The organism is Streptomyces sp. AA1529 (assembly GCF_000280905.1).
In the GTDB taxonomy this organism is placed as follows: domain Bacteria; phylum Actinomycetota; class Actinomycetes; order Streptomycetales; family Streptomycetaceae; genus Streptomyces.
In genome coordinates, this window is record NZ_ALAP01000083.1 from 41,565 (window position 1) to 57,282 (window position 15,718).

The 15,718-nt window shown below is 71.9% G+C and carries 17 protein-coding genes and 1 pseudogene; 10 read left to right on the forward strand and 8 right to left on the reverse strand.

Annotation, left to right across the window (positions count from 1 at the left end):
- The first annotated feature begins 277 nt into the window (after positions 1 to 277).
- Positions 278 to 1,060: an SDR family NAD(P)-dependent oxidoreductase gene (locus tag A949_RS0124245; protein ID WP_019358633.1), complete on the forward strand. Its 783-nt coding sequence runs from the start codon at positions 278 to 280 to the stop codon at positions 1,058 to 1,060.
- 95 nt (positions 1,061 to 1,155) lie between these two features.
- The gene (locus A949_RS0124250; RefSeq protein ID WP_019358634.1) at positions 1,156 to 1,518 is read left to right on the forward strand and encodes a MerR family transcriptional regulator; all 363 of its coding nucleotides are present in this window, start codon (positions 1,156 to 1,158) and stop codon (positions 1,516 to 1,518) included.
- 57 nt (positions 1,519 to 1,575) lie between these two features.
- Here the strand turns inward: A949_RS0124250 and A949_RS0124255 are convergent, their stop codons facing one another.
- Complete coding sequence (locus A949_RS0124255; protein ID WP_026004988.1) at positions 1,576 to 2,502, reverse strand: MBL fold metallo-hydrolase; 927 nt, start codon at positions 2,500 to 2,502, stop codon at positions 1,576 to 1,578.
- 127 nt (positions 2,503 to 2,629) lie between these two features.
- On the opposite strand from A949_RS0124255, the gene A949_RS34365 reads away from it, so the two are divergent.
- From A949_RS34365 to A949_RS0124270, 3 genes are read left to right on the forward strand one after another with little or no spacing between them, the layout of a single operon-like run.
- On the forward strand, positions 2,630 to 2,863 hold the full coding sequence (locus A949_RS34365; protein ID WP_019358636.1) for a hypothetical protein: 234 nt from the start codon (positions 2,630 to 2,632) through the stop codon (positions 2,861 to 2,863).
- On the forward strand, positions 2,850 to 4,259 hold the full coding sequence (locus tag A949_RS0124265) for an amidase (RefSeq protein ID WP_019358637.1): 1,410 nt from the start codon (positions 2,850 to 2,852) through the stop codon (positions 4,257 to 4,259). The genes A949_RS34365 and A949_RS0124265 overlap by 14 nt, the downstream gene beginning before the upstream one ends.
- Position 4,260: 1 nt before the next feature.
- Positions 4,261 to 4,836, forward strand: coding sequence for a TetR/AcrR family transcriptional regulator C-terminal ligand-binding domain-containing protein (locus A949_RS0124270; protein ID WP_019358638.1), 576 nt, complete (start codon positions 4,261 to 4,263; stop codon positions 4,834 to 4,836).
- Positions 4,837 to 4,888: 52 nt separating this feature from the next.
- On the opposite strand, the gene A949_RS0124275 is transcribed toward A949_RS0124270, so the two are convergent.
- Entirely contained in the window at positions 4,889 to 6,082 is a 1,194-nt protein-coding gene (locus A949_RS0124275; RefSeq protein ID WP_019358639.1) for an RtcB family protein, read from the reverse strand.
- A gap of 196 nt (positions 6,083 to 6,278) precedes the next feature.
- On the opposite strand from A949_RS0124275, the gene A949_RS0124280 reads away from it, so the two are divergent.
- The 3 genes from A949_RS0124280 to A949_RS35695 are packed head-to-tail and all read left to right on the forward strand — an operon-like array spanning position 6,279 to position 9,461.
- A complete protein-coding gene (locus A949_RS0124280) occupies positions 6,279 to 6,740 on the forward strand; it encodes a hypothetical protein (RefSeq protein ID WP_237735893.1) in 462 nt (153 codons plus the stop codon).
- Between the two features lie 22 nt (positions 6,741 to 6,762).
- Complete coding sequence (locus tag A949_RS34370) at positions 6,763 to 8,925, forward strand: hypothetical protein (protein WP_019358641.1); 2,163 nt, start codon at positions 6,763 to 6,765, stop codon at positions 8,923 to 8,925.
- The gene (locus A949_RS35695; RefSeq protein ID WP_019358642.1) at positions 8,922 to 9,461 is read left to right on the forward strand and encodes a hypothetical protein; all 540 of its coding nucleotides are present in this window, start codon (positions 8,922 to 8,924) and stop codon (positions 9,459 to 9,461) included. Before A949_RS34370 ends, A949_RS35695 begins: the two co-directional genes overlap by 4 nt.
- Before the next feature lie 74 nt (positions 9,462 to 9,535).
- Here A949_RS35695 and A949_RS0124295 read toward each other — a convergent pair whose 3' ends face one another.
- Both A949_RS0124295 and map read right to left on the reverse strand, forming a co-directional pair.
- Complete coding sequence (locus A949_RS0124295) at positions 9,536 to 10,222, reverse strand: biliverdin-producing heme oxygenase (RefSeq protein ID WP_019358643.1); 687 nt, start codon at positions 10,220 to 10,222, stop codon at positions 9,536 to 9,538.
- 127 nt (positions 10,223 to 10,349) lie between these two features.
- Positions 10,350 to 11,207 carry a type I methionyl aminopeptidase gene (map, locus tag A949_RS0124300; RefSeq protein ID WP_019358644.1) on the reverse strand — a complete coding sequence of 286 codons (858 nt, stop codon included), beginning with the start codon at positions 11,205 to 11,207 and terminating at the stop codon, positions 10,350 to 10,352.
- Between the two features lie 102 nt (positions 11,208 to 11,309).
- Here map and A949_RS0124305 point away from each other — a divergent pair, with 102 nt between their 5' ends.
- Entirely contained in the window at positions 11,310 to 11,543 is a 234-nt protein-coding gene (locus A949_RS0124305) for a hypothetical protein (RefSeq protein ID WP_019358645.1), read from the forward strand.
- 72 nt (positions 11,544 to 11,615) lie between these two features.
- On the opposite strand, the gene A949_RS0124310 is transcribed toward A949_RS0124305, so the two are convergent.
- From A949_RS0124310 to A949_RS0124320, 4 genes and pseudogenes are all read right to left on the reverse strand, one after another.
- Entirely contained in the window at positions 11,616 to 12,980 is a 1,365-nt protein-coding gene (locus A949_RS0124310; RefSeq protein WP_019358646.1) for an MFS transporter, read from the reverse strand.
- Positions 12,981 to 13,077: 97 nt separating this feature from the next.
- Positions 13,078 to 14,088: a hydroxyacid dehydrogenase gene (locus tag A949_RS0124315; RefSeq protein ID WP_019358647.1), complete on the reverse strand. Its 1,011-nt coding sequence runs from the start codon at positions 14,086 to 14,088 to the stop codon at positions 13,078 to 13,080.
- A 25-nt stretch (positions 14,089 to 14,113) separates the two neighbouring features.
- A pseudogene (locus tag A949_RS39790) lies at positions 14,114 to 14,239 on the reverse strand (DUF397 domain-containing protein); the annotation flags it as partial.
- Entirely contained in the window at positions 14,202 to 15,107 is a 906-nt protein-coding gene (locus A949_RS0124320; RefSeq protein ID WP_037707484.1) for a Scr1 family TA system antitoxin-like transcriptional regulator, read from the reverse strand. The pseudogene A949_RS39790 and the gene A949_RS0124320, both read right to left, overlap by 38 nt.
- A 357-nt stretch (positions 15,108 to 15,464) precedes the next feature.
- Between A949_RS0124320 and A949_RS0124325 the strand changes: the two genes are divergently transcribed.
- Positions 15,465 to 15,662, forward strand: a complete 198-nt coding sequence (locus tag A949_RS0124325; protein ID WP_019358649.1) for a hypothetical protein — start codon at positions 15,465 to 15,467, stop codon at positions 15,660 to 15,662.
- Positions 15,663 to 15,718: the final 56 nt, after the last annotated feature.

Consider the following 15,718-nt stretch of genomic DNA (forward strand, 5'->3'; position numbering starts at 1 on the left):
TACGGGGATGCGCCGACCACCCAGACCTTAAGTCATATGAGCACTCTGTGTGCCCGAGTGTTCACTTCACCATGAGAAGTGCGGAGAGTGTGGAGGGGGTTGTCAGACGGTGCGCGTATTTTGCGGGTGATTCGCCGAGGAATATCCCCTCCGGGCGACACCGTCCGCCGCGCCCGCCGCACGGAGACCGGCGCCGCACCGGAGGGATCCGCCCGGACGCCCCGGCCGCGGCCCCGGCTTGACCTTGACGCAGGCGGCAGGGTCCGAGGATGCGGGCATGGACGAGAGCACCGACCCGAGCACCCCGCAGCAGCCCCGCACCGTCGTCGTCACCGGCGCCGGCACCGGTATCGGCCGGGCCACCGCACGGGCCTTCGCCGCGCGCGGCGCACATGTACTGACCGTCGGGCGCCGCCCGGAGCCGCTCCGCGAGACCGCCGCGGAGCCCGGCGCCGGTGCCATCACCCCGTACCCGGCCGACCTCACCGAGGAGGACGCGCCCGACCGGATCGTGGTTGCCGCGCTGGAGCTGACCGGGCGGCTCGACGTCCTCGTCAACAACGCGGGCATCGTCGGCGGCGAGAGCCTGGGCAGCCACACCCGTGCGGGCGTCGAGGCCCAGTTCGCCACCAACCTCACCGCGCCCGTCCTGCTGACCCAGGCCGCGCTCCCCGCGCTGGAGGCCGCTGCCGGGCAGGGCGTTGTCGTCAACGTCAGCACCTCCGTCGGCCAGCGCGCCTGGCCGGGCAACCCGCTCTACGCCGCCTCCAAGACCGCCCTCGAACTGCTCACCCGGAGCTGGGCCGTGGAACTGGCGCCGCGCGGTGTCCGGGTGGTCGCCGTCGCGCCGGGGGCGGTCGACACCCCCATCGGCGAACACCGGGGGCTCGACCCCGAGCAGCGCCGCCGGATACGCGCGTGGCAGATCGCCCGCACCCCGCTCGGCCGCGTCGGCAGGCCCGAGGAGGTGGCCTGGGCCGTGGTCGGACTGGCCGCACCCGAGGCGTCGTTCGTCACCGGCGCCGTGCTGCCGGTGGACGGCGGCGCGGTGCTGGCGTGAGGGGGCTGCGTGAGGCGGCCGGGGAGCGCGCGCCGGCTGCCCGCGCCGTGCCGCCACCCGCTGTGGTACTACTCCCTCCGGGAGGTGGCGGTGCCATGCGGATCGGCGAACTGGCCCGGCGGACCGGGACGACGGCGCGGGCGCTGCGCCACTACGAGCAGGCCGGGCTGCTCACCTCCCGCCGCGCCCCCAACGGCTACCGCTGCTACGACACGTCCGCCGAGGTCCGCGTCCGCAACATCCGCCACCTGCTCCAGGCCGGGCTGACGCTGGAGGACGTCGGCTGCTTCGCCGCCTGCCTGGACGGCGACATGGCCACGGCCCCGCCCTCGCCGGAGGGGCTGCGGATCGCCGAGCAGCGGCTCGCCGTCCTGGAGGCCCGGATCGCCGCGCAGGCCGAGGTGCGCGACCGGCTGCGGGCCGCGCTGCGCGGCACGGCGGCAGGGGCGGCGGGCTGACGCAGGCGCCGCGCCGTTCCCCGGCCCGCGGGGGCCGGAGCCCGGCCCCGCTCCCGGTCAGTCGGCGCCCGGACCGTTGTCCGGGGGGACGGGGATCAGCCGGTGGTGGCCGGCTCCGCCGGTGACTCGTCCGGCGGTGGGCGGCGGGAAGTGGGTGCCCAGGACCAGCGTGCCGGTGTCGGCGAGGGCGGCCAGCAGGGTGCGCCGGGTGGCCTCGGACTGCCGGGGGTCGATGTCCACGCAGCTCCCGATCCCGGGCTCCGGCAGCTGCACGGGGTGGTGGACGCAGTCGCCGGTGAGCAGCGCGGCTTCTCCGGCGCTGTCGAGCCGGACCGCGAAGTGGCCGGGGGTGTGCCCGGGGGTGGGGAGCAGCCGCAGGCCGGGGGCGAGGTCGAGGCCCGCTTCCGGGAGGTCCACCAGGTCGAGCTGCCCCGCCTCCTCGACGGGGTGCACCGAGTCGCGGAACATCCGGGTCCGTGCCTCGTCCATGGGGTGTCCGGCCCAGAACTCCCGTTCGGTGCGGGAGGTGACATAGCGGGCGTTGGGGAAGGTGGGTACCCAGTCGCCGTCCTGTGCGCGGGTGTTCCAGCCGACGTGGTCGGTGTGCAGGTGGGTCAGGAGTACCAGATCGACGGAGTCGGGCGGGAATCCGGCGGCTTCGAGGCGTTCCGGGTAGTCGGTGCGCAGGTCGTGCCAGGCCGGGTTGGCGCGGGGCTTCCCGTTGCCGATGCCGGTGTCGACGAGGACCCGCAGCCCGCCGACCGAGAAGGCGAAGCTGTGGCTGGCCAGGCGCAGCGTGCCGTCGCGGTCGGCGAAGTCGGGTCGCAGCCAGTCGTGCCGGGCGACGACCTCGGCGGTGGCGCCGGGCAGCAGCCAGCGGCCGGTCGGGGCGGGCAGCGGGGCCTCGTCCACGCGGTGGACCGCGAGCTCGCCCACGGTCCAGGAGGGGACAACCTCGGCAGAGTTAAAGCTAACCGTTTGCATTAATGCACCGTAGCTTCTACGGTGCAGCTAACGCAAAGGATTCGCTTTTGCTGTCGGTGCCGCACCCCGGCCGCCGGCCGCACCCCGGGCCCGACCGCCGCCCCGCCCCGACCTGAGGAGAGCGCTGATGCCGACCGACGGACTCACCCCGCCCGAAGCGGCCCGCTGGGCCGCCCGCACCGGACTGCCGCTGCCCGGCGACCGCCACGCCCAGGTGGCGGCCACCGCCGAGCACATCCACGCCGTCGTCTCCGTCCTGCGCGAACTGGACTTCGCCGACACGCCGCCCGCGGCCGACTACCGCCCCGAAGCCGGCCATCCGGACACGCACGCCGCGGGGGAGCACCGTGCAGCCGTATGAACTCACCCTCACCGACGCCGCCGAGCAGCTCCGCACCCGTGCGCTGTCCCCCCTGGAACTGGTGGACTCGGTGCTGGACCGGATCGCGGCGACCGAACCCCGGCTGGGCGCCTATGTGACCGTCACCGCCGAACGGGCGCGCCGGGCCGCGCGCGAGGCCGGGCACCGGCTCGCCGCCGACCCCGCAGCGGTCCCCCTGCCGGGCATCCCCGTCGGGCTGAAGGACCTGATCGACGTGGCCGGTGAACCGACGACGGCGAGCTCCCGGGTGCGCTCCGGGCACCGGGCCGGAACCGACAGCACGGTCACCGCGCGGGTGACCGCCGCAGGAGCGGCCCTGGTCGGCAAGACCCACACCCACGAGTTCGCCTACGGCCTCACCACCCCGCAGACGCGGAACGCCTGGGACCAGCGGCGCGTCGCCGGGGGATCGAGCGGCGGTTCCGCCGTGGCGGTGGCCGCCGGCGCTGCGACCTTCGCACTGGGCACCGACACCGGCGGATCCATCCGGGTGCCCGCCGCGCTGAACGGCGTGGTCGGCCTCAAACCGACCTTCGGCCTCGTCCCCCGGCACGGTGTCACCCCGCTGTCCTGGTCGCTGGACCACGTCGGCCCGCTCACCCGCACCGTCGAGGACTCCTCCCTGGTCCTGGCCGTGCTCACCGGAAACGCCCCGCGCGACCCCGGCCTGTCGCCCCGGCCCGCCCACGACCTCACCGGGATCCGCGTCGGGGTGCCGGGCAACTACTTCTTCGACCGCGTCGACCCCGAGGTCGAGACGGCCGTCCGGCAGGCGATCGGCCGGCTGGCGGAGCTGGGCGCGCGACTCGTCGACGTCGAGATCCCGATGGCCCGCTACGTCCAGGCCGTCCAGTGGGGACTGATGGTCCCCGAAGCCACCGCGTACCACGAGCGGACGCTGCGCACCGTCCCCGAGCTGTACGCCCCGGACGTGCGGATCCTCCTGGAAGCCGGCGCGCTGCTGCCCGCGGCCGACTACCTGCGCGCCCAACGGGCCCGCACCCTCATGCGGCAGAGCTGGCTGCGCATGCTGGAGACGGTCGACCTCGTCGCGGCGCCGACCGTCCCCACCACCGCGGCCGAAGCCGGCCGGGCGGACCGCAGCCGGCCCGACGGCACCGTCGAGAGCGTCTCGGACAGTTACGTACGCCTCTCCGCTCCCGCCGACATCACCGGGGTACCCGCGCTGACCGTGCCGGTCGGCCACGACCGGGCCGGACTGCCGATCGGGATGCAGCTGATGGGCCGCCCGCTGGAGGAGGCGGTGCTCCTGCGCGCCGGGCACGCCTACGAGCGGACCCGGCAGCCCGGCACCCTCGCCCCGGTCGGCCGCGCCCCGGGCGGAGCCGGCACTCACGCAACGACTGTGCTTTAGCATGGCGCCCATGGCCAGAGCGATGGCGCGCCCGGGCGGGCGCAGTGCCCGGGTCCAGCAGGCGGTGCACGACGCCGTGCACGCACTGGAGGCGGAGGTGGGCCGCGGCGCGCTGACCGTGCCGCTGATCGCCGCCCGCGCCGGGGTCACCCCCTCCACCGTCTACCGCCGCTGGGGCGACCTGCGGGAACTGCTCTCCGATGTCGCCGTGGAGCATCTGCGGCCCGAGACGGACCCGGCGGACCATGGCACCCTGGCCGCCGATCTGGCCGCCTGGGCCGAGCAGTTCCTGGACGAGATGGACTCGCCCCCCGGCCGGGCCTACCTCCGCGACGCGCTGCTCGGCGACCCGGACGGGGACAACGCGGGCCGCTGCTCGGCCTACGCGGCCGAGCAGATCGACGTCGTCCTCCGGCGGGCCGACGCGCGCGGGGAGCACCGGCCGCCCGACGTGGAGACGGTGCTCGACCAGATCGTGGCACCGATGATGTATCGCATCCTCTTCCGGCCCGGCGGCCTCGACGCGGCCTACGCGCGCCGCCTGGCGGCCGCGTGCGTGGCGGAGGACCGGCCGTAGTCCCCTCGCCGGTTCCGCAGCCGGTCCGCCGGGCGGCGGCCCGCCCGGCGGGTCAGCCCTTCACGCACACGACCTGCCGCAGCTTGGCGACGACCTCGACGAGGTCGCGCTGCTGGTCGATGACCTGCTCGATCGGCTTGTAGGCGCCCGGGATCTCGTCCACGACCCCGCCGTCCTTGCGGCACTCCACCCCGCGGGTCTGCTCCGCGAGGTCCCGCTCGGTGAAGCGCCGCTTGGCCGCGTTCCGGCTCATGCGCCGCCCGGCACCGTGCGAGGCGGAGTTGAACGAGGCCGCGTTGCCGAGCCCCTTGACGATGTACGAGCCGGTGCCCATCGAGCCGGGGATGATCCCGAACTCGCCGCTGCCCGCGCGGATCGCACCCTTCCGGGTGACCAGCAGGTCCAGCCCGTCGTACCGCTCCTCGGACACGTAGTTGTGGTGGCAGGAGATGGTCTCCTCGAAGGTGGGCCCGGCCTTCTTGAACTCCTTGCGCAGCACGCCCTGCAGCAGCCCCATCATCAGCGCCCGGTTGTGCCTGGCGTACTCCTGGGCCCAGAACAGGTCGTGCCGGTAGGCCGCCATCTGCGGGGTGTCCTTGACGAACACGGCGAGATCGCGGTCGACCAGGCCCTGGTTGTGCGGGAGCTGCTGCGCCCGGCCGATGTGGAAGTCCGCGAGCTCCTTGCCGATGTTGCGGGAACCGGAGTGCAGCATCAGCCACACCCGGTCCTCGGTGTCCAGGCACACCTCCACGAAGTGGTTGCCCCCGCCGAGCGTGCCCATCTGCTTGGTGGCCCGCTCCTGCCGGAACCGCACGGCCTCGGCGACGCCGTCGAAGCGCGCCCAGAAGTCGTCCCAGCCGGAGGTCGGCAGCCCGTGCACCTGCCCGGGCTCCACCGGCTCGTCGTGCATACCGCGCCCCACCGGGATGGCCTGCTCGATCTTCGAGCGCAGCCGTGCGAGGTCACCGGGCAGGTCGTTCGCCGTCAGCGACGTGCGCACCGCCGACATCCCGCACCCGATGTCCACGCCCACGGCCGCCGGGCAGACGGCGCCGTGCATCGCGATGACGGAACCGACGGTGGCGCCCTTCCCGTAGTGCACGTCGGGCATCACCGCCAGGCCCTTGATCCAGGGCAGCGTGGCGACGTTCTGGAGCTGCCGCAGTGCGACGTCCTCCACGGCGCCCGGATCCGCCCACATCCGGATCGGTACCCGGGCACCGGGCATCTCCACGTGTGTCATGGCTGTTCAACTCCCCCGTAACAGAACATCGATGAGATCTCATCGAGAAGAGGGGGAAGCCCGCTCCCCCGTACCGGGCTTCCCGGCCCTCATTGTGGGCCGGGAGGCCCCCGCGGCGGCAAAGGTTTTTCGCGTCGCCGGGCGCACGGACCGGGTTGCTGCGCACAGGGCGCCCCCCTACGTTGAATCCTTCACCATGCACAGATCGAACGGGGGTGCGGACGTGACGTTCACCGAATGGGAAGAGGCGAAGGCACACGCGGCGGGCGACACCAGGATGCGGCTGAACGGCTACCCGGCGGCGGACCATCCGGGGTGCGGTACGGGCAGTGCCCTGGATCTCGTCGTCGAGGACGACGAGTTGGGCAAGCTCGGCAATCTGGCCTACGGCCTGCGCCAACAGCTGGGCAGCGACGGCGGGCACGCGGCGGCCGCCTCGGGCGAGGCGGCGACCTCGCTGACCGGCGAGGGCCTGGACATGGGCGCGGCCCTCGGCGACCTCAACGAGGCGTGGGAGACCAAGCTCAAGACGCTCAAGGACGCCTGCGGGCAGCTCTCCGACCACCTCGACTACACCAGGGCCGCGCACCACAAGGACGAGGACAAGATCACCGGAGCCATGTCCTCCATCGCGACGCTGGACGACCGGATCAAGTAGGCACCCGACGGGGGACGGCACTGTGGCCGAGACGGAGAAGATGGGCTTCGCGCAACTGCGCGATCTGAAGCTGGGGAAGCTGCACACCGCGGTCACCGACTGGAAGGCCATGGTCGAGAAGCTGCGCGACCTGTACGACGGCAGCGGGAAGGGGCCGGCGGCCAAGGGCACACCCGGCACCACGGCACAGGACTTCCTGGCGGCCGTGCTCGGCGCGGACTGGGCAGGGAACAACGCCACGGCGACCGGTGAGTTCGCCCAGAAGACGGCCAGGCAGTTCCGTGAGCTGCGCAGGGAGGCGGAGGACGTGCACGGGCTGCTGAAGACGGCACACAGCGCCTTCACCGACCATCAGAGCGATCTGGAGAAGATCGTCGACGAGGTCGCCAAGGACAACATCTACATCAACGACAAGGGCCTCGGCGTCGCCTCGGTGCCCCCGCCCGCGGTCGCCGGCGACGCGGAGATCGAACCGCCCACCGACGCGCAGATCCGTGCGGCCGAGAAGCGGATCCAGCGGGTGCTGTGGGACGCGGGCGAGACCGATCGCATCGTCTCGCAGGAGCTGCGGTACATAGCCAACCGTAAGTACGACTTCTCCGGCACGGGCGCGGACAGCGTCAAGGACGCCGACGCGCGCCAGGGCAAGGCCGCGGCCGACTACTGGGCGAAGAAACTCAAGGGCGGCGACGTCAAGGTCTGGGAACTGCCCGACGACCAGCTGGAGCGCTTCAACACCGCACTGGAGAACCAGCGCGACAACCCGGCCTTCACCACCCGCTTCGCGACCGAGATGGGCGGCGAGGGCACTCTGCAGTTCTGGCGGGACCTGGTCGACCCCGGCCACGGCGACACCCCCGAGGGGGAGCGGGCCACACTGCTCGACCACATCCAGGGCAACCTGAGCATGACCCTGGGCAACGCGACCCGTCAGGACACCCCCGGGATGCGCGCCTGGGAGACGGAGGTGATCAACGCGGGTACCAAGCAGTTCGGCCACGAGGGCATCATGGCCAAGCCCTACGGTTTCCAGATCATGAGCAGCCTGATGGGCAAGGGCAAGTTCGACCAGGGCTTCCTCGACCGGTACGGCGACGAGATGTACAAGTTCGAGAAGAGCAAGCCGGACGCGCCCTCGGCCTGGGGGCTCGTCGGCATGGGCACCGACCTGGACCCGGGCGACAAGTCCACCGGCGCCGACCCGATGACGGGCTACCTGAAGGCACTGAGCCACAACCCCGACGCCTCGACCGAGTTCTTCAACGACCCGGAGAAGGCCGACTACTTCCTCAAGGACATGGACCACGGTGGACGGACGTGGTTCGACGAGGACCAGCCCGACAGCACGGGACCCGACGACGGGGTGAAACTGCCCTCCCGGGAGGCCCTGGGCGACGCCCTGTTCGCGGCGGGCAGCGGCATGAACCCGGACGACCCGACGGCCACCTACGTCGAGCACACCGCGGAGCACGACAACGTGCTCGACAACGCGCTGGAGCGGCTGGCCGGCCAGAAGGACGAGATGCCCGCGGAACTCCGCGACGACATGGCCAAGCTGCTGGGCAACCACGGCCCTGACGCGCATATGACGATGGGCGGGTCGCCGCAGGAACAGGTGCTGGACCGGGCCGACCTGCTGGAGGTCAGCAAGCAGATCTCCCGTGACCCGGACAGCTACCAAGTGCTCAACGAGTCCATGAACGCCGCGATGGTCGACGACATCCACACCGAGAAGAAGGACCCCGAGGACAGCCTCAACCGCGCGGGCCGTACGGTGGGGTTCCTCGAAGAGGCCCGCTACCAGGCGATCGGCGACAAGAAGGCCGACGACCTCAGGGCGGCGGGCTGGGGCCACGCGGGTACGGGCACCTACCTGGTGGTTGCCGAAGGAGTGTCGTTCCTGCCGGGAGGCGGCCATATGGCCAACGCGGCGTTCGGTCTCAGCAAGTACTTCACCGAGGACGAGAACGCCCGTATCGAGGCGGGGGCGACCGACGACAACAAGGACGTCTCCGCCTACCAGAAGAACCGCCTCGTGGGGCTCCAGCAGGAGTGGAGCAGGACCAACTCCGAGTACGCCGAGAACACCCCCGGCTTCTCCGCGGACCACGGTGCCTGGAACAAGATCGACGGTGCGGCGAACGACGGCAAGGGCAATGCCCGCGAGGAGTGGGGAGACCAGTGAACGTGCGCATCGTCCGGCGGGCGGGAGCGGCCGCGGCCGCCGTCTCGCTGCTGGCCGTCGCCGGATGCTCCGGCGGCCGGGAGTACGCGGTGCCGGAGAAGTTCTGCGGGGTCCGGATGCCTTCCGAGGCGGTGGAGCCGCTGCTGCCGGACGGTGCGGAGCTGCACCGGTCCCGGCAGCCGCTCGACGGGACCGCGACCTCCTGCGGGATGAACGTCGTCGACGGTCCCGCCGTCGTGGACGTCACGGTCACCGAGCTGGACAAGCCGCTCACCGCCGACGACAAGCGGGTCTCCCTGAAGTCCCTGGAGCACGCGAAGAGCGTGCGCGTCGCCGGCACGCACTGGGCCGTGCAGGGGGACCGCCGCATCCAGTTGTCCGCGCCGTGCGGTGCCGACTGGGCCGACTCGCTGTCCTTCCGCTTCTCCTTCACCGAGGGCGGCGAAGGCGCGGAGCCCACCCGGCGCAACACCCTCCGCTTCGCGAAGGCGTTCGTCCGCGGTGAGAAGAAGGAGGAGGTCTGCACCGCGAAGTGAACGCGGCGCGGTGCGGACCCCGGGGGCGGTCGGCCCGGTGCCCGGCGGCGGCCGGGCCCCGGGTCCGGGGCGGGCTACGCGGCGTTCGGGAAGCGTTCTTCCAGCTCCTCGAAGACGGCGGCGTTGAGCGCGTAGGCGTGCCGGCACTCGTCCACGACGCGGTGCTTCTCCGCGTCGTCGCAGGGCAGGGCGTCCAGCAGGGCGCGGTATTCGCGTTTGAAGGCGGCGGGGTTGCCGATGGCGTCGAAGACGTAGAACCGGACGCCGTCGCCCTTGCGGGCGAAGCCCCAGGTCTTCTCCGCGGTGTCGCGGACGATCTGGCCGCCGGAGAGGTCGCCGAGGTAGCGGGTGTAGTGGTGGGCGACGTACCCGGCGGGCCAGGTGCGGGCGACCTCGGTGACGCGGGCCGCGTAGGCGGCGGTGGCGGGCAGCGGGGCGGTCTCCCGGCGCCAGCGGTCCGAGCCGCCGTGCAGATGGGTCAGGTCCCGCTCCAGTGCGGGCAGCCGCAGCAGCTCGCCGCGCACGAAGGGCCCGGCGACCGGATCCTCGGCCAGGGTCCGGGCGGGTTCCTCGAGTGCGGCGTAGAGGAACCAGAGCTGCTCGGTGTAGCGCGTCCAGGCCCCGACGCCGAGCCTGCCGCCGAGCAGCTCGCTCATGAAGGAGGAGGTCCGGACCTCGGAGTGCTGGTCGTGGGAGGCGGCGCGGAGGAGTGCGGAGAAGTCCGTCGGGGTGTCCTGGGAGGGGGATGCGGTGGACGGCAAGGCTGACTCCAAGGGTGGACGGCAGCGGGCGTGCGGGGCTCCGACACGGTGCGATCCTGCTACTTAGGTTTACCTAAGTCAAGCAGTTGCCGACACCCTGTCGGAAAACCCCTGCCCCGTTCGTCCGCTACGGAAGCGTCAGGATCTCCACGCCCGTCTCCGTCACCACCAGCGTGTGCTCGAACTGCGCGGTGCGCTTGCGGTCCTTGGTCACGACCGTCCAGCCGTCCTCCCACATGTCCCACTCGTGGGTGCCCAGCGTCAGCATCGGCTCGATGGTGAAGGTCATCCCGGGCCGCAGCACCGTGGTGGCCCGCGGGTCGTCGTAGTGCGGCACGATCAGCCCGGAGTGGAAGGAGGTGTTGATCCCGTGCCCGGTGAAGTCGCGGACCACGCCGTATCCGAAGCGCTTCGCGTACGACTCGATGACGCGGCCCACGATGTTGAGCCGGCGCCCCGGCTTGACCGCCTTGATCGCCCGGTGCAGCGCCTCGCGGGTGCGCTCCACCAGCAGCCGGGACTCCTCGTCCACGTCGCCGCACAGATAGGTGGCGTTGTTGTCGCCGTGCACCCCGCCGACGAACGCCGTCACGTCCAGGTTCACGATGTCGCCGTCGCGCAGCACCGTGGAGTCGGGGATGCCGTGGCAGATCACCTCGTTCAGCGAGGTGCACAGCGACTTCGGGAACTTCCGGTAGCCCAGCGTGGAGGGGTAGGCCCCGTGGTCGATCATGTACTGGTGCGCCACCTCGTCCAGTTTGTCCGTGGTGACGCCGGGGGCGATGTGCTCGGCCGCCTCTTCCATGGCGCGGGCGGCGATGCGCCCCGCGTGGCGCATCTTCTCCACCGTCGCGGCGTCCTGCACCTCGGGCCCGTCGTAGGGCGTGGGTGCGGGCTTGCCGACGTACTCGGGGCGCGGGATCGAGGCGGGAACGGCCCGGGGCGGAGAGACCGTGCCGGGAACGAGGAGTGACTGGCCAGACATGTCCGCGAGTCTAATCCGGGCCGTCCATCCTGTTCCGGGCCGCCGGGTGCTCCCGACCCCCGCGGTGCTGCGTCCGGCGCGCGGGTGCGGGACGATGAGGCCATGGCTCTGTTCAAGCGCAAGACGGTCGGCAAGCCCGGAGAGTGGTTCTTCAACATCGAGACCGGCACCGTCGAGGAGGGGCCGCAGTCGCCCGGCAAGAGCCGGATGGGCCCGTACGCCAGCCGTGAGGAGGCGGCCCACGCCCTGGAGACGGCCCGGGAGCGCACCTCCGAGTGGGAGAACGACCCGCGCTGGCAGGACGGCGGCCGCGGCCGGGACGAGCCCGAGAGCTGACCCGCGGACGAGCCCGAGGGCCGGCCCGCGGGCGAGTCGGAGGCTGACCCGCGGGGGGTGCGCCTCACCGGATCAGGCCCGCGCGCCGGGCGCTCCGTCCACCGGGCGCTCCCCGGCCGGTCCGCCCCCGGCAGCGGTGTCCTCCGGGGGCTCCGGGCCGTCGTCGGCCTCCCGGGAACTCCCGGCCGTACGGGAGCCCCGGGCCTCCCGTACGGCCCGCGCGTACCCGCTGGTGCGTGCGTCGTAGGCCAGCAGCTGCGGCAGGGCGGCGGCCAGCAGCGCCACGCCCGCGACGCAGGCCAGCCCGCCCGACCACACGGAGGTGCGGACGGAGGTGAGCGACGCCACCCCGCCCGAGCGGACCTGTCCCAGTTGCGGGCCCGCGGAGAAGGACAGCAGTTCGATGCCGGCGAGCCGGCCGCGCAGCGCGTCCGGGACGGTCTGGTTCCACATCGTCGAGCGGAAGATCCCGCTGACCATGTCGAAGGCACCGGACAGCACGAGGAAGAACAGCACCAGCCACACGTTGCGCACCAGCCCGGCGGCCGTCATGGCCGCGCCCCAGCCCGCGGCGGCCAGCAGCACCGCGCGCCCGTGCCGGTGCACCCGCGAGGACCAGCCGCTGGTCGCGCTCACCAGCATCGAGCCGAACGGCAGCGCCGCGTACATCAGGCCCAGCGCCCACTCCGCGTCCAACTGGTCGGCCAGGAAGGGGAAGAGCGCGAGCGGGAACGCGAACAGCATCGCCACCACGTCCACCGCGTAGGTGCCCAGCAGATCCTTGCGGCGCCACGCGTACCGCGCGCCCTCCGCGATCCCGCGCAGCGACGGCTTCTCCGCGTCGTGCCCCGGCGGCGAGGCGGCCAGCCGCAGCGCCATCAGCACGGACAGCAGATAGGTCGCCAGGTCGATCGCGTACGCCGCCTCCAGCCCCGCGTACGCGAGCAGCACCCCGGCCAGCGCCGGGCCCGCCACCCCGCCCACCTGCCAGCGCAGCGCGTTGAGCGCCGCCGCCGCGCTCAGCTGTTCGTGCGCGACGATCCGCGGCAGGAGCGCGTCCAGCGCGGGCCGCTGGATGCCGTTCAGTGCGCTGCTGAGCGCCGCCGCGACATACAGCGGCCACACCATCGGGTGCGGGAGCAGGGTGTTGACCAGCAGCCCCAGGGCCACCGCGCCCATCGCGATCTCGCTGCCCAGCACCAGGGTGCGCCGGTCGAACGCGTCGGCGAGCGCTCCGCCGTACAGCCCGAAGACGATCAGCGGTACCAGCTCCACGGCGCCCAGCGCGCCCACCGCGGTCGCCGAGCCGGTCAGCTCCTTGACCTGGAGGGGCAGCGCGACGAACGTCAGGAAACTGCCGAAGGTGGTGACCAGACCCGCGGTCCACAGGATGCGGAAGTCGCGGGACTCCCGCCAGGGGGAGAGATCGGGCAGCACGAGGGGGCATCCTTCCGCCGCCCGAACGGCGTCGGCAACCGGATTTCCCCCGCGGGGCGTCGTCGGCGGACCGCCCCGGGTACGGTCCCCGGCCCGGTCAGGCCAGGAGCTCCTTGCCGTCGGGCGGCACGGCGTGCGCGAAGCCCTCACCCGCCGCCCAGCGCCGTACCTCCTGGAGCGCCGTCTCCGCCAGCCGGTCCAGCTCGTTGCCCTGCGAACCGGCCAGATGCGGGGTGATCAGCGCGTTCTCGCACTCCCACAGCGGGTGGCCGGGCGGCAGCACCTCGGGCTCGGTGACGTCCAGCACCGCCCGCAGCCGGCCGCCGCACACCTCCTGGGTGAGCGCCTCCTGGTCGACGACCGCACCGCGCGCGGTGTTGATCAGGGTGCCGCCGTCCCGCAGCAGCGCGAGCAGCTCGGCGCTCACCAGGCCGCGGGTGGCGGGCAGCAGCGGAGTGTGCACGCTGACGACGTCCGACGCGGCGAACAGCTCCGCCAGGTCCGTGCGAACCGCGCCGAGCGCCGCCGCCTCGGCCTCGTCCACGTACGGGTCGTACAGGAGCACCCGCAGCTCGTGGGCGCGCAGCAGGGCCATGACGCGCCGGCCGATCAGGGAGGCGCTCAGGATGCCCACGGTACGGCGGTGGTTGCCCAGCAGCGGGTCGGTCAGCAACAGCTCCCCGCGGGCCCGCCGCTGCCGGTAGGCCCGGGCCGCGGGCAGCACCTGCTTGTTCGCCAGCAGGATCATCGCGAGCGTGTACTCGGCGACGGGGACGGCGTTCGCGGCCGCCGCGGTCGAGACCTCGATGCCGCGGGCCCAGCACGCCGGGGTGAGGTGCCCCCGCACGCTGCCCGCGGTGTGCACCACCGCGCGCAGTTCCGGGGCGCGCGCGAGGACGGCGGCGTCCAGCGGCGGGCAGCCCCAGCCGGTGATGAGGAGCTCCACCTCGGGGAGGACTCTGCGGGCCGCCTGAGTGGTGAAGTCGCTCAGCACCGGTTCGGCGAGGTTTACCACCTCGCCGAACCGGAGCCGTGTGGCGGGCTTCAGCACGGCCTCCGCCGCCCTCTCGTCCATCGCGAGCGCGGCGACTGGCTTGGTGCGGGGCATTCTGCTCCCGAGGTGTCGGTGGTGGTCAGCGCCCGGAGGTCTGCACACCTTCGACAAACGCCCGCCAAGCGTCGGGCGAGAACGCGAGGGGGGCGCGGGCGGTGTCCTTGCTGTCACGCACTGGGACGATCCCGTCGCCGGACGCGAGCGCCGGGGCCCACTCGACGCAGTTGCCGCCCCCTCCGTCGCTGTAGCTGGACTTGATCCATACGGGCTTCTCGCTCATATGCTTCCCTCACGGTCTCGATGAAGTCCAATGAAGCATGCGGGCTGAGAGAACATGCCCGCAAGTGATCATAGACACCGCGCGACATGGTCACCGCTCCCCTGTCGTCATAGGGGCGCCCACCTTGCGGCCCTTCCACATGAACCGAGAGCTGCCCGCTCTCGAAGCCCAGCAGCGTGAAGGGAGTTGCTCTTGCCGCGGCCGCCACGGAGAACGGCAGGACTTGCAGTGTCAGCGTCGGGTAACGCGTGACTGCGTCCCGGAGGAAGCGAAGTTGGGCAGCCATTACGTCCGGCCCTCCGACGTTTGCGCGCAAGCAGGCTTCATGCAGCACAACCCAGATCCGGGGCGATGCCTCTCGGTTCATCGCGTCGCGGCGCCGTATGCGGCCCGCCACCTTGGCATCCAGATCCCGAGGATCTGCCCCAGGCGTGACTGCCTCCAACGCTGCCCGCGCGTACTCCGGAGTCTGGAGCAGGCCGTAGATGAAGAGGGTTGAGTAGTCCTCGATCACCTCGGCTTCGTGCTCTGCGTCGATGAAGGGCGCGAACCACGACGGATGCTCGCCTTCGATGATGCGGCGAAGCTGTCGTGCGAAGAGTCCTCCTGTGCCGAACACCTTGTCGCACCCCTCCGCGAAGCGCTGCGAGGGGATGAGCGACCCGGATTCGACCTTGCTCACATAGCTCTTGCTGTAGCCCGTCGCGTGCCCTAACGCTTCCTGCGACATGCGCCGGGCTTCCCGGAACCGCAGCACGTCTTCACCGAACGCGCCGCTTGGCTCGTGGTTCAACCTTGGTTTCCCAGGCTGACTCTTCCTCGTGCGTGACATGCAAGTTGCCCTTTCAGACAGGGGCAATCGAAGGCTTCCAACGTTGAATACTTCCGCTCAACCCGCGCCATCTTAGATCCTTCCGTGTTCTTCTCACCACAGAAAGTAGCCAGCAACTACCGCAGCAGGTGGGAAGCATGGAGCAAGAGGGTTCTCAGCAGGAGCAGTCGGTGCCCTGTCAGGACTGTGAATGGTTCCGAATGATGATCAGCAGGGCTGCCTGGGACCCGAAGTCGCGGGCTGACCTCGAAGCGCTCTTTGGCGCACATTTGCACCGGAAGCACGCGCCGACCGAATCACGGCTCCGGAGTGTGTGAGATGTGGGCCGTGGGTGACGCGGCGCAGGACAGGAAGACCGGGAGGACGGGGGAGATCATCCAGGTGACGGGACCCGCGCCGTTCATCTACCGGCTCAAGGTCCAGGAGGACGGCCAACCACCCCTCGTCGTCTACCGGTACGGCGACCAGTTGCAGGCCGTTCACCGGCCCGAGCCCGTCGCCGTGCGTCGTACGTGAAGGGACACCGCAGGTCCGGCGGGAAACCGAGGCCGCACCTGACCACAACGCTCACC

Excerpts from the sequence above, each read along its gene's own strand:
- A949_RS0124255 (WP_026004988.1), bottom strand. The coding sequence starts at position 2,502 with ATGCAAACGGTTAGCTTTAACTCTGCCGAGGTTGTCCCCTCCTGGACC.
- A949_RS0124315 (WP_019358647.1), bottom strand. The coding sequence starts at position 14,088 with ATGCCCCGCACCAAGCCAGTCGCCGCGCTCGCGATGGACGAGAGGGCG.
- A949_RS0124245 (WP_019358633.1), top strand. The coding sequence starts at position 278 with ATGGACGAGAGCACCGACCCGAGCACCCCGCAGCAGCCCCGCACCGTC.
- A949_RS0124305 (WP_019358645.1), top strand. The coding sequence starts at position 11,310 with ATGGCTCTGTTCAAGCGCAAGACGGTCGGCAAGCCCGGAGAGTGGTTC.
- A949_RS34365 (WP_019358636.1), top strand. The coding sequence starts at position 2,630 with ATGCCGACCGACGGACTCACCCCGCCCGAAGCGGCCCGCTGGGCCGCC.
- A949_RS0124250 (WP_019358634.1), top strand. The coding sequence starts at position 1,156 with ATGCGGATCGGCGAACTGGCCCGGCGGACCGGGACGACGGCGCGGGCG.
- A949_RS0124275 (WP_019358639.1), bottom strand. The coding sequence starts at position 6,082 with ATGACACACGTGGAGATGCCCGGTGCCCGGGTACCGATCCGGATGTGG.
- A949_RS0124325 (WP_019358649.1), top strand. The coding sequence starts at position 15,465 with ATGTGGGCCGTGGGTGACGCGGCGCAGGACAGGAAGACCGGGAGGACG.
- map (WP_019358644.1), bottom strand. The coding sequence starts at position 11,207 with ATGTCTGGCCAGTCACTCCTCGTTCCCGGCACGGTCTCTCCGCCCCGG.
- A949_RS0124270 (WP_019358638.1), top strand. The coding sequence starts at position 4,261 with ATGGCGCCCATGGCCAGAGCGATGGCGCGCCCGGGCGGGCGCAGTGCC.
- A949_RS0124280 (WP_237735893.1), top strand. The coding sequence starts at position 6,279 with ATGCACAGATCGAACGGGGGTGCGGACGTGACGTTCACCGAATGGGAA.